Below are 12735 nucleotides of genomic sequence, written 5' to 3'. Positions count from 1 at the left end.
CTGCTCCAATATACACATTAAATGATAACATGCAAAGATTAGCAAACTTTAATATATGCCTTTAAATCAACTTAAGCGGACACAGAGGCCTTTGAGTATAGACCTTTATCTAGTTTTTGTGCAATCTTTTCAAATGCATCGATCGTCTCCTTCACATCATCGAGCGTGTGCACGGCAGTTGGGATAAGACGCAGCATGATCACATCCTTCGGCACTACCGGATACACCACGATAGAACAGAAGATGTTGTAGTTCTCACGAAGATCCAGTGTCAGCTGGGTAGCATCAGGAATCTGACCGTTCAGGAATACTGGCGTTACTGGCGACTCAGTTGTACCGATATTGAAGCCTTTTCCGCGAAGACCAGTCTGCAGTGCATTTACCACCTCCCACAATTTGTCCTTCAGCTCTGGCTGCGTGCGCAGCAATTCCAAACGCTTGATAGCACCAACTGTCAACGGCATAGGAAGCGACTTGGCAAAGATCTGGGAGCGCATGTTGTAGCGCAGGTACTCTACCACCTGCTCATCAGCAGCCACGAAGGCACCGATGCTGGCCATAGACTTAGCAAAAGTAGAGAAGTATACGTCGATACCGTCCTGCACACCCAGATGCTCACCTGTACCGGCACCGGTCTTACCCATGGTACCAAAACCATGTGCGTCGTCAACCAGTAGTCTAAACTGGAATTTTTTCTTCAGGTCAACCACTTCTTTCAGTTTGCCCAGGTTACCAGACATACCAAATACGCCTTCAGTGATCACTAGAATGGCCCCGCCTGTATTTTCAGCCCAGCGTGTAGCACGCTCCAATTGCTTTTCAAGGCTTGCCATGTCGTTGTGAGCGTAAACAAAGCGCTTGCCTTGGTGCAGACGTACACCGTCAATGATACAAGCGTGCGATTCTGCGTCGTAAACGATCACATCATGGCGATCCACCAGCGCATCAATGATCGACACAACACCTTGGTAGCCGAAGTTCAACAACAGGGCGTCAGGCTTCTGCACAAATTCAGCCAGGTCAGACTCCAGCTTTTCGTGCATGTTTGAGTTACCGGACATAATACGGGCACCCATCGGGTAGGCCATACCCCACTCAGCAGCGGCTTCAGCGTCAGCTTTACGCACTTCCGGGTGATTAGCCAGACCCAGGTAGTTGTTAAGGCTCCAGGTAAGTACCTCCTTGCCCCTGAACTTCATGCGCGGAGCGATCTCCCCCTCAAGCTTTGGAAACGTGAAATAGCCATGCGCATAATGTGAGTGGCTGCCTAACGGACCTCTGTTGGTCAACAACTTTTCAAATAAATCCACCTTGTGTTTAATTAAGTTTCGGGATAATTTAAGGTTCTTATATAGCTAGTTATACTATATATTCAGTTCTAAGTATAATGCCTGCAAATTTATGATTTTATAGATTCATAAACAATTTCTAATACTCCTACCGCTCCTTTTTCGGGTGCTCATTTTTAAGTTTGCCTGTTATACTGTTTCTTTGAAGAAAATAAAGCTTAGCTCCTGCATGAGAAAAATCAAGAAGATACTGGTAGCAAACCGTGGTGAAATAGCGCTGCGTGTGATGCGCTCCGCCAAAGAAATGGGTATCAGTACTGTAGCCATCTACAGTGAGGCCGACAGAAACGCCCTCCATGTGCGCTATGCTGACGAAGCTGTTTGCGTAGGTGGCCCCAAGTCAAATGAATCATACCTGCGGGGTGATGTCATCATTGATGTATGCAAGCGCCTGCAGGTTGATGCGATCCATCCAGGCTATGGCTTTCTTTCTGAGAACGCAAATTTTGCACGTAAAGTGCAGGAGGCAGGTTTGATCTTTATCGGTCCCTCACCTGAAGCCATTGAGCTGATGGGAAGTAAGCTGGCCGCCAAAGCCGCTGTTGCCAAATACAAAATCCCGATGGTACCGGGCACTGAAGAGGCTATTTCGGATGTGGAAGAAGCTAAGGAAATTGCTTCAAATGTAGGTTTCCCGATCCTGATCAAGGCCAGTGCCGGTGGTGGCGGTAAAGGTATGCGTGTAGTGGAAAGCGTGGATGTTTTTGAAGAGCAAATGAAACTAGCTGTGAGCGAAGCAACATCTGCTTTTGGCGACGGCTCTGTCTTCATCGAAAAATACATTGGCTCTCCCCGTCACATCGAAATACAGGTACTAGGCGATACGCACGGCAACATCGTCCATCTTTTTGAGAGAGAGTGTTCTATTCAACGTCGTCACCAGAAAGTGATCGAAGAAGCTCCTTCTGCTGTCCTCACGCCCGAACTTCGCGATGAAATGGGCCGATGCGCCGTGGATGTGGCCAAAGCCTGCGACTACGTGGGTGCCGGTACAGTAGAGTTCCTGGTAGATGAGAACCTGAACTTCTACTTCCTGGAAATGAACACCCGTCTGCAGGTAGAGCATCCGGTAACAGAGCAGATCACGGGTCTGGACCTGGTTAAAGAGCAGATATTAATTGCAGAGGGCAATCCGCTCAGCTTTCGCCAGGAAGACCTGACCATAAACGGCCATGCACTGGAACTACGGGTATATGCCGAAGATCCTGCCAACAACTTCCTGCCAGATATCGGCCGTTTGGAAACTTACGTTCGTCCACAAGGGCTTGGTGTGCGCGTAGACGATGGCTTTGAGCAAGGCATGGACATTCCGATCTACTATGACCCGATGATCGCAAAACTGGTTACCTTCGGAAAAGACCGCCAGGAAGCCATTGAGAAAATGCTGCGCGCCATTGATGAATACAAGATCACAGGTATAGAGACCACCCTGCCTTTCGGCACATTTGTGTTGCAGCATGAAGCTTTTGTTTCAGGTAACTTTGACACCAAATTCATTGAGCGCTACTTTAGCCCAAGCGTCCTGGAGCCAAAACCAACCGAAGACGCAGATGAAATAGCTGCAGTACTGTCCGCTATGCTGTTAGGAAACAACAAGCCTAAAGCAAGTGCGCCGAGCACTGGCACCCAAAATGGCACGGTTTCTAACTGGCGCAAAAACAGAGTAAAATAAGGTATAGCTTATTCTAAAATAACAGAAGGGGCCGGTCATATGACCGGCCCCTTCTGCTTGTATACTTATTATGGGAATTAAATCAGATCAAACAGGTTGCGCACCCCTACCTGCTTGGCAGATGTAAAGCCCTCCCCAAATGTTACCCCAATTGCATGTCCATACTCACGAGCCCTTGCTTCAATGAAATCCAGAAACTCCGGTGAGGAGATATAAGTGTTAGGAGAGTTATCATCAGGATTATAGAACTGCGTTCTGAAGGCTCGGATGGTTTCAATTTTCTTTTCCCAATGAGGCGTCACATCCATCACAAAGTCAGGCTTGATGTAGCGGTCCTGAATGAAGTTGTACATTGCCTTCGGTCTCCAGGCCTGCTGCTCTAAACCATCATCACCTAAAGTCTTGATCATCTTCAGACCAGCCAGGAAGCAAGCTTCAGCTACTACGGCCGCTCCACGACCATGGTCAGGGTGTCTGTCGTGCAGCGCATTCATCAGTACGATATCAGGTTGGTACTGGCGCACCTTGCGCACAATCTGCAACTGGTGCTCCTTGTCGTTGGCGAAAAATCCATCTGCAAAGCCAAGGTTGTCACGAACAGAGAGGCCCATGATCCTGGCGGCTTCCTCTGCTTCGGCCACCCGCTCAGCAGGTGTGCCCCTCGTACCGAGTTCACCACGTGTCAGGTCCACCACCCCAGCCTTTTTGCCAGCGGCGATATGGGCTATCAGTGTACCCGCACACCCAAGCTCTACATCATCCGGGTGTGAGGCAAAGGCAAGTATATCTAATTTCATTTTCAATTTTTTCTTATTTGATTCGAAGCGAACGCCCGACCTTCAGGGTGGTACGCGTACTGATGCCGTTCAGTTTGGTTATCTGGCTCACAGACACACCGTAGCGCTTTGCTATACCTGACAGGGTATCGCCGCTTCGCACTTTGTGATAAGAAGCTTTGCGGGAGCCGCTGCTGCTACTGCCCTTTGCCCTGTTATAATAGTTGAACAAGGCAGAGGTGATAACGAAGCTCTGTCCTTTGAGGAGATAGTCAGGGAAGTCATACATCAGCTCCGGATCAAGTGGATTGCCCTGGTAGCGCACTTCATAGTGCAGGTGGGGACCGGAGCTTCGACCGGTGCTACCACCTAAACCAATCACTTCACCGGCTTTTACAAACTGTCCCGTCTCTGCGATGGTTTTACTCATGTGCCCGTAGAGGGTCTCCAGGCCGTTGTAATGGCGCAGCACAATGTAGTTACCATAACCTCCGCCATCCCACTTGTTGATGCGTACCACCCCGTCAAAGGCGGCATAAATGGAGTCGCCGGTGTTCAGGTCAATATCAGTACCGTAATGCCAGCGATACCCCCTATGTCCGAAACGGCTTGTGACAGGTGTCTTTTCCAAAGGCATTTTATAATCACGGTTGGATCTCGGGTCGTATAAGGTGATATCCACTGTATCTTTGAGCTGACGCCCATCCATCCGGTACGGGTTGATGTTACGGGTATCCCAGATGGCATAGTAACCTGCTATCTTGATCCAGGCAGAGTCGATCAGCACCTCCTCCGATACTTCCACGATATGCTGCTCCCCTAAGTCGAGCTCTGAGGTATCTTCACTAACAATCGAAAGCTCTCGCTTCGGGTTAAAGAAGATCGATTTGCCTGCATCCGATTCATCTTCCGGAAACTCCTCGTACTTAATCAGAATAGTGGTGTCAGGCCGAACATAATCTATCTTAGGCGATTTTACCTTAAATAGATCCTTGACCTTACCTGAGCAAAGGCACTGTCCGTCCCGGCTATAAGACAGAGTAAAAAGAGTGCAATCGTAAGGGGTGCTTTATACTTTAGCATTATATTGGATATTAGGCGGGGCTGTATCAGTAGGGCTAATTCACGCAAAACTAACTGCAGCAACGCCATTTTATTGTGGTCAGCTTCTACCAGACTCAAAAGAATATGCTTGGCAGGCTTGATATGTAGGTGATTTTTAGTGCAAATCCTGAGCAGCCAGATAGCGTTCTGCATCCAGCGCAGCCATACATCCCGAACCGGCAGCTGTCACAGCCTGGCGGTATGTGAAGTCCTGCACATCGCCACAGGCAAATACGCCGTCGATGTTGGTTTTGCTTGTTCCCGGAATGGTACGAATATAACCGTTCTCGTCCAGGTTCAGGTAATCTGCAAAGATATCGGAGTTAGGCTTGTGACCGATTGCCACGAAAAAGCCCTTCACAGGAATCTCGCGCAGCTCGTCTGTCAGCACGTTGCGCACGCGCACAGCTTCTACTACTTCCTCGCCCAGTATCTCATCGGTTACAGAGTTCCAGAGAATTTCAATGTTCTTGGTTTTCTTAACACGCTCCTGCATGATGGTGGACGCACGCATTTCGTCACGTCGCACGATCATGTATACCTTATTGCAGATGTTGGAAAGGTAGGTTGCCTCCTCAGCGCCGTGTCGCCGGCGCCTACAATGGCCACGTCCTGTCTACGGTAAAAGAATCCATCGCAAACGGCACAGGCACTCACGCCATTGCCATTCAGGCGGGCTTCTGACTCCATCCCCAGCCACTTGGCAGATGCACCAGTTGAGATGATCACGGTGTGTGCCTCAATTACTTTCTGATCGTCAATAGTCACTTTGTGCGGCTGAGACGAAAAATCTACGGCAGTGGCGATGCCATACCTTACATCGGTACCAAAACGCTCCGCCTGTCGCTTAAAGTCCTCCATCATCTGCGGCCCATTGATGCCATCGGGGTAGCCAGGGTAGTTTTCTACATCATTGGTAATGGTCAGCTGACCGCCTGGCTGCAATCCCTGATACAATACAGGGTTCAATCCGGCACGGGAAGCATATATAGCTGCTGTATACCCAGCGGGACCTGAACCGATGATCAGGCATTTTACTTTTTCTATTTCCATGTTCAAGTAGTGCTTTATCGAAATTGGTTGCAAGTATACAAAATTTCTCATGCTCTGCCTGCATACTTCCTATGTTAATTAGCCTGAGCACGGCAGACAGCGTGCCTGCATAGCCTCAAATGCAAAGAGCCCTGACCTTACGGACAGGGCTCTTTGTCATGTTACTATTGCTTAACCCAGGTAAGGCTTCAGTGCCTTGCTTCTGGATGTATGACGCAGTCTGCGGATGGCTTTCTCCTTGATCTGGCGTACCCGCTCACGGGTCAGGTTGAACTTCTCCCCGATCTCCTCGAGTGTCAGTGAATGCTCACCGTTCAGGCCGAAGTAAAGCGTAATCACGTCGGCCTCACGCTTGGTAAGGGTCGAGAGTGCGCGCTGCACTTCTTTGCGAAGCGAATCGTTCATCAAACCAGTGTCAGGTGATTCTTCGTCTTCATTCTCCAGCACGTCCAGCAGGCGGTTTTCCTCGCCCTGCACGAACGGAGCATCTACAGAGACGTGGCGTCCAGAGATCTTAAGCGTATCTACAACCTCAGCGGTTGTCAGCTCCAGTACCTCCGCGATCTCTTCCGGAGAAGGCTCACGCTCAAATTTCTGCTCCAGTTCAGAGAATGACTTAGAGATCTTGTTAAGAGAACCAACACGGTTCAGCGGCAGACGCACAATACGAGACTGCTCGGCCAAAGCCTGCAGAATAGACTGACGGATCCACCAAACTGCATATGAGATGAATTTGAAACCTCTTGTTTCGTCGAAGCGCTTGGCAGCTTTGATCAGACCAAGGTTACCTTCGTTGATAAGGTCGCCCAGTGAAAGGCCCTGATTCTGATACTGCTTGGCAACCGACACAACGAAACGCAGGTTGGCTTTCGTTAATTTCTCAAGTGCAAACTGATCTCCCTCTTTGATCCTCTGAGCAAGCGATACCTCCTCATCTGGTGTAAGCAAATCAACTTTACCAATCTCCTGAAGGTACTTGTCCAGCGACTGGCTTTCGCGGTTGGTGATCTGTTTGCTTATCTTGAGTTGTCTCATCAGAGTATGTTGTTATTACAAAAAATGTGAAAATCTTAATTCCGGGCTCGGAGTGGTAACATCAGAAAATCGCGCAAAGTTCTTACATTTTAAGAATAAAATCAAGAAGCTAGTACGCGACAGCAAAACATAATACTCCTGACACCACTCCGCCTTATACGGAACGGGCATCAGGAGTATTAAAAAGTTTGATTATTGTTGCGCTTCAGCGCCCGGCTTTGGTAAAATAGCCTTACGGGAAAGCTTAAATTTACCTGTTTTCTTATCGACGTCGATGAGTTTCACTTTCACTTCTTCGCCGATCTCCAACACACCATCCATCGTTTCGAGGCGTTCGTGCTTGATCTCTGAAATATGCAGCAAACCATCTTTGCCTGCCATGAACTCTACGAAAGCACCGTAAGGCTGAATCGATTTCACTTTACCAATGTATACCTCTCCTATCTCAGGCTGCGCCACGATCGCTTTGACCTTGCTCACGGCACTGTTCATAGAATCCTGGTTGCTGGCGAAAATGTTCACATGACCTTTCTCGTTCTTCTCCTCGATGATGATCGTAGCACCAGTGTCTTTCTGGATCTGCTGGATCACTTTACCACCTGGTCCGATTACAGCACCAATGAACTCCTTGTCGATCACCATGTTGAATGAACGTGGCGTATGTGGCTTGTAGTCTGCAGCCGGGGCTGAGATTGTCTTGTTCATCTCACCGAGAATGTGCAGACGACCGTCTTTTGCCTGGGCCAAAGCCTGGCTCAACACTTCGTGTGACAAGCCCTGTACTTTAATGTCCATTTGGCAGGCTGTGATACCTTTGCTGGTACCAGCTACTTTAAAGTCCATGTCACCCAGATGGTCTTCATCACCCAGGATATCAGAAAGAACGGCAAAGTTGCCTGTCTTCTCATCTGTGATCAGACCCATCGCTATACCTGATACGGCATCCTTTACAGGAACACCTGCATCCATCAGCGCCAGTGAGCCGGCACATACGGTAGCCATAGAAGAAGAACCGTTAGATTCCAGGATATCGGAAACGATACGGATTGTATATGGGTTCTCAGCGTCAGCTGGAAGTACTTTCTTAAGTGCACGCAGTGCCAGGTTACCGTGACCAATCTCACGACGTCCAGGACCTCTGTTTGGCTTCACCTCGCCAGTAGAGAAGGCAGGGAAGTTATAATGCAGCAGGAATTTGTTTGAACCAGACACCATCGCACTGTCGATCATCTGCTCGTCCAGTTTGGTACCAAGTGTCACTGTTGTCAGCGACTGTGTTTCACCACGGGTAAATACAGCAGAACCGTGGGTAGCTGGCAGGTAATTTACTTCTGACCAGATTGGACGAATCTCGTTCAGCTGACGACCATCCAGACGCACGCGGTCGTTCAGGATCATGTTGCGAACCGCTTCTTTCTCTACATCGTGGTAGTAAGTCTTGATCAGACCAAGGTCAAATTCATGTTCCTCACCAAGTGATTCGATGAATTCGTTCAGAACAGAAGCAAATCCTTCTTTACGCTCAGATTTGTTTGCACGGCCACGCTTTGCAACTTCGTAAGCTTTCTCGTAAGTGGCATCGTATACCTTCTGGCGCAACTCATCGTTGTGCGTTTCGTGTGAGTACTCACGCTTTTGCAGCTTGCCCACCATTTCGGCCAGCTCCAGCTGTGCCTGGCACTGTACTTTAATCGCTTCGTGTGCAAAGGCAATTGCTTCTAGCATCTCTTCTTCAGACACTTCGTTCATCTCACCTTCCACCATGGCTACGCTGTCCATAGAAGCACCAACGATCATGTCGATGTCGGCGCGCTGCAGGTCAGAAGCCAGCGGGTTGATCACCAGCTGACCGTCGATACGGGCAACACGAACTTCAGATATAGGACCGTTGAAAGGGATATCAGAAACTGCCAGTGCGGCAGAGGCAGCTAATGCAGCCAGTGCGTCAGGCAGGATCTCCGTGTCTGCAGAGATCATGTGTATAGTCATTTGGGTTTCGGCATGGTAGTCACCCGGGAACATAGGGCGCAGGATACGGTCTACCAGGCGCGAAATAAGGATTTCGTAGTCAGAGAGGCGAGCCTCTCTTTTCAGGAATCCTCCAGGGATCTTACCGGAAGAAGCAAACTTCTCCTGATAGTCTACTGAAAGGGGCAAGAAATCAACTCCCTCGCGGGCTTCTTTGTTAGAAACAACGGCTGCCAATAGCATGGTGTTACCCATTTTTACTACCACAGATCCGTCAGCCTGCTTGGCTAATTTACCAGTTTCGATTATGATCTCCCGGCCATCCGGAAGAATGATTGTTTTAGTGATCGCGTTTTGTGACATCTTCAATTATTGTTTTTAGCATCAAATAGAACAGGGCTACCGTTTGCAGCCGCTGCTGGGGTACTGGCAAAGAGGAAGGGGGAAATACAAAAGGGGGCAGAAAAAATTAGGGAATCCCTGTAAGAAATTCCCTAATTTTCTATAAGCTTATTTACGGATACCAAGCTCGGCGATGATCGCTCTGTATCTTTCAATGTCATTTTTCTGCAGGTAGTTCAGAAGTCTTCTTCTCTTACCTACCAGCTTAAGAAGTCCAAGGCGAGTGCCGAAGTCTTTTCTATGAACTTTCAGGTGCTCTGTCAGATCAGCAATGCGCGTGGTGAACAGCGCGATCTGGCCTTCTGCAGAACCAGTGTCAGTCTTAGACTTGGTCAGGCTGTACTTCTCAAAAATTTCTTGTTTCGCTTCAGTAGTTAATTTCATTGCGTATAAAAAATATCAATCTGTTATATTCAGTGGATAGTTTCCCGTATAAGCCGCAAAGTTAAATAAAATATCTATATTAAAAAACTATTTGCGGCGAGTTATTTTAACACAGGGCTATATTTTACTGCGTTTTAGCCGGGTCATGAGTTTGCGCCAGAAGTCTATTTCCAGCAGGCTGGAGTCATTCTGAGCCTGGTACAGGAAAAACATGCCGATTGGCAGCAGGATAGCGTTTGCTCCCCACATCCCCGCCTCTACAGAGACAAGCCCTTCTCTGGCCCATTTCTCCCCAAGTATACCCAGCACATACATCACAATAAAAAACATGATCGAGATGATCACGGGTACTCCCAGACCACCTTTCTTAATGATAGCACCCAATGGGGCTCCGATCAGGAACATGATCAGGATGGCAAATGACTGGGTATACTTGCGCCAAATCTCAATCTCGTAGTTGTTGGCATCACGACTGAGTGTTGTCACCCGCTCTTTGTAGCTACCTGTAAAGCTTTTCACGTTACGGGCTTTATTTGCTGCTGCCAACATCACATCAGCCGTAATCGGTGACAGATCCTTCCGCTCGTGTACCGAGTCAGGCAGCACCTTGGTCACCGGCAGTCCGTTTTTCACCTGTCCTGTATCTGCCTTGAAGTACATGTAGAACGGGTCCACATTTGGAGCGTACATCTGCCGCTCCCGCACCCCCGACCGTCGCAGGGAGTCCGTTACCGCTGTCAGTTGCCCAATGTTCTTCATCATCTTGTTGTCAGAGAAGAGTTCTTCACGGGTACGCCCCAACTCAAAAGAAGCAAGGCTAAAGATGATTTTAGTGGCATCAAACTTCTCCCGCACGAACTGCTCAGACGAATTTCGGAATCCACCGTTGTTCTGGTCCACATAGGTATTCCCCCTGAAAAGCTCCAGAATCAGGTAATTTTCATCGTGCTCGGTATACATCTGCCCCGAGTCAGCCAGTATAACCGTGGTATTGTTGCCACCCTTCGAGTGATCATAGATCATGATGTCACGCAATGAGCGGCCATCATTTAACTTCTCGTTAATCTTAATGCTGTAGCCGGGCAGTCCATTGTAAAAGGCACCCTCCTTAAAGTTCATGGCAGGCTTTTTCTGCCTGATGTCCCACAAAAGACTGTAGGCCTTCAGGTTGGCCTTCGGAACCACATAGTTGTTAAAGAAGAAGGCTCCAATGGACAGCGAAATCACAAAAAAGGCAACCGGACGCAGAATCCGTGGCAATGCTATACCTGAAGTTTTAATAGCTGTGAGCTCGTGGTGCTCTCCTAGCGTACCAAATGTCATCAGTGCCGAAAGCAGCACCGCCAATGGCAGTGCCACAGGTGCCATGTTGATGCTGAAGTAAAACAACAGCTCTGCAAAAACGTCGTAACCAAGGTCTTTGCCCACTAACTCATCGAGGTATTTGAGCATATACTGCGTAAGCAGGATAAACTCCACGATGGCAAACGTGAGCAAGAATGGTCCGGCAAATGATTTAAGTATTAGCTTATCTAGTTTCTTCATGTGGGCCAATTGGCATGCGGGCATCAAAAATCCCGGTTTTTTTCTTTAACACCGGACTTTCAAAAATCGTGCAAAGATAAGCCTTTGAAGCTAAGATGTGCTACCCTCCCACTATTTCACGAAGTTTCTGCAGCAAGTGCTCCCATAGCTCTTCCAGCTCTTCTTCATCATTTTCCTCCGAGTAGTCTACTACCTTCAGATACTGCTCCTGCGTCAGTTCACTTGTTTCGATTGAAAAGTCGATATAAGATGGATCCGAAGCGTGTGATTTGTCGTCGTTGAGAAACAAGAAGCGCACAGAGCGATTCGTACGATGGTTTGTCATCTCAGCATAGTGATTGCGACCATCCCAGAAAAAGTTAAACACCTTGTCTTCGTTTACCGAAACATCGTCAGAAAACCACTGGGCCAGGCCACTTGGAGTGCTCAGGTACGGGTATAGCAAGCGGGCAGATGCATTTATTGGGTACTCATGCACAAATTTCGTCTTTGTAGCTTTCATTGTCTGGTATTGTAAGTGACTGAGTAAGTATAGTATTAATTTCTGATTTGCTAAATATACAGAAAATAAAATATTTTTTTGTGCATCAATTGTTGCTTTTTTAAAAACTTACCTCTTATATTTGCACCACAATTCGGCGGGGTAGCTCAGATGGTTAGAGCGCAGGATTCATAACCCTGAGGTCGGCAGTTCGATTCTGCTCCCCGCTACAAAGCTCCAGGCTATGTCTGGGGCTTTTTTTATGCCTTCTTGCCTGCACACCTCATCCCTCCTGCATTTTGCATAATCTGGCAATTGTGTTGACCTCTCAGAAGAGATTTCTTTTTCTTTTGGCACTAGCTCCTGTTTTTACTATCTTAAAATTTATGGGCTCCTGCAGTCGACCTGCCAGAAGCCTTTTGTGACTCTTTTTTAACCTAATCCCTTAAAACAACCGATCATGAAAATGAAAAAGATTTTGTCAGGTGTTCTCGTTCTCTTCGCCCTTGGGTACGCTCAATCCGCATCAGCACAGCAGGCAGATGAAGTAACCCAGCAGGAACAGCTTCAGCAGGACAGATTCTCTGAAGAGGAACTCAAAAAGTTTTTACAGGCAAACGCAAAGGTGACGGCTATCCAGAAGGAAGGGCAGCAGAACATGCTCAACATTATAGAAGAAGCGGGCATGGATGTAGAGCAGTTTAACAAATTTGCGCAGGCACAGCGTGAGCAGAAGCTGGCAGAGACAGGTGCAAGCCCGGAGCAACTGGCTGCTTTTGACAAAGCCGCAAAACAGATAATTGAGATTCAGCCTACTGTAAAAGAAAATGTAAAAAAGGCTCTTGAAGAAGAAGGCCTTACAGAAGACAAATACAGAGAGATCGTGACGGCCTACCAGCAGGACGAAGCCGTGAAGGCAAAAGTGCACGAACTAATGGCGAAATAGAGCTGACACCAGCAAACGAA

At 48.1% G+C, this 12735-nt stretch carries 10 protein-coding genes, 1 tRNA gene and 1 pseudogene; 3 read left to right on the top strand and 9 right to left on the bottom strand.

Annotated features, from left to right (window positions below):
* Positions 1 to 71 precede the first annotated feature (71 nt).
* Entirely contained in the window at positions 72 to 1310 is a 1239-nt protein-coding gene (locus O71_RS10725) for an aminotransferase class I/II-fold pyridoxal phosphate-dependent enzyme (RefSeq protein WP_007656444.1), read from the bottom strand.
* Between the two features lie 208 nt (positions 1311 to 1518).
* On the opposite strand from O71_RS10725, the gene accC reads away from it, so the two are divergent.
* Positions 1519 to 3021, top strand: coding sequence for an acetyl-CoA carboxylase biotin carboxylase subunit (accC, locus tag O71_RS10720; RefSeq protein WP_007656443.1), 1503 nt, complete (start codon positions 1519 to 1521; stop codon positions 3019 to 3021).
* 77 nt (positions 3022 to 3098) lie between these two features.
* Here accC and bshB1 read toward each other — a convergent pair whose 3' ends face one another.
* The 8 genes and pseudogenes from bshB1 to O71_RS10675 form a co-directional block, all read right to left on the bottom strand.
* Positions 3099 to 3818, bottom strand: a complete 720-nt coding sequence (gene bshB1 / locus O71_RS10715) for a bacillithiol biosynthesis deacetylase BshB1 (protein WP_007656442.1) — start codon at positions 3816 to 3818, stop codon at positions 3099 to 3101.
* Between the two features lie 13 nt (positions 3819 to 3831).
* A complete protein-coding gene (locus O71_RS10710; protein WP_007656441.1) occupies positions 3832 to 4602 on the bottom strand; it encodes a M23 family metallopeptidase in 771 nt (256 codons plus the stop codon).
* Between the two features lie 414 nt (positions 4603 to 5016).
* Positions 5017 to 5954 (bottom strand): annotated as a pseudogene (gene trxB / locus O71_RS10700) (thioredoxin-disulfide reductase).
* 171 nt (positions 5955 to 6125) lie between these two features.
* Positions 6126 to 6989 (bottom strand): RNA polymerase sigma factor RpoD/SigA, encoded by an 864-nt coding sequence (locus O71_RS10695; protein WP_007656436.1) that lies wholly within the window; start codon positions 6987 to 6989, stop codon positions 6126 to 6128.
* Between the two features lie 192 nt (positions 6990 to 7181).
* Positions 7182 to 9320, bottom strand: a complete 2139-nt coding sequence (locus O71_RS10690) for a polyribonucleotide nucleotidyltransferase (RefSeq protein ID WP_007656435.1) — start codon at positions 9318 to 9320, stop codon at positions 7182 to 7184.
* Between the two features lie 147 nt (positions 9321 to 9467).
* Positions 9468 to 9743, bottom strand: coding sequence for a 30S ribosomal protein S15 (rpsO, locus tag O71_RS10685; protein ID WP_007656434.1), 276 nt, complete (start codon positions 9741 to 9743; stop codon positions 9468 to 9470).
* Between the two features lie 117 nt (positions 9744 to 9860).
* On the bottom strand, positions 9861 to 11288 hold the full coding sequence (locus O71_RS10680; protein ID WP_040574172.1) for an LptF/LptG family permease: 1428 nt from the start codon (positions 11286 to 11288) through the stop codon (positions 9861 to 9863).
* 100 nt (positions 11289 to 11388) lie between these two features.
* The gene (locus O71_RS10675) at positions 11389 to 11790 is read right to left on the bottom strand and encodes an START-like domain-containing protein (protein WP_007656432.1); all 402 of its coding nucleotides are present in this window, start codon (positions 11788 to 11790) and stop codon (positions 11389 to 11391) included.
* Between the two features lie 135 nt (positions 11791 to 11925).
* Here O71_RS10675 and O71_RS10670 point away from each other — a divergent pair.
* Both O71_RS10670 and O71_RS10665 read left to right on the top strand, forming a co-directional pair.
* A tRNA-Met gene (locus tag O71_RS10670) sits at positions 11926 to 11999 on the top strand.
* A gap of 230 nt (positions 12000 to 12229) precedes the next feature.
* Positions 12230 to 12715, top strand: a complete 486-nt coding sequence (locus O71_RS10665; protein ID WP_007656431.1) for a DUF4168 domain-containing protein — start codon at positions 12230 to 12232, stop codon at positions 12713 to 12715.
* Positions 12716 to 12735 lie beyond the last annotated feature (20 nt).

It is taken from the genome of Pontibacter sp. BAB1700, assembly GCF_000277005.1.
Lineage (GTDB): Bacteria > Bacteroidota > Bacteroidia > Cytophagales > Hymenobacteraceae > Pontibacter > Pontibacter lucknowensis.
Note: the sequence above shows the minus strand (reverse complement) of the source record. Positions and strands in the feature narration are given on the sequence as shown.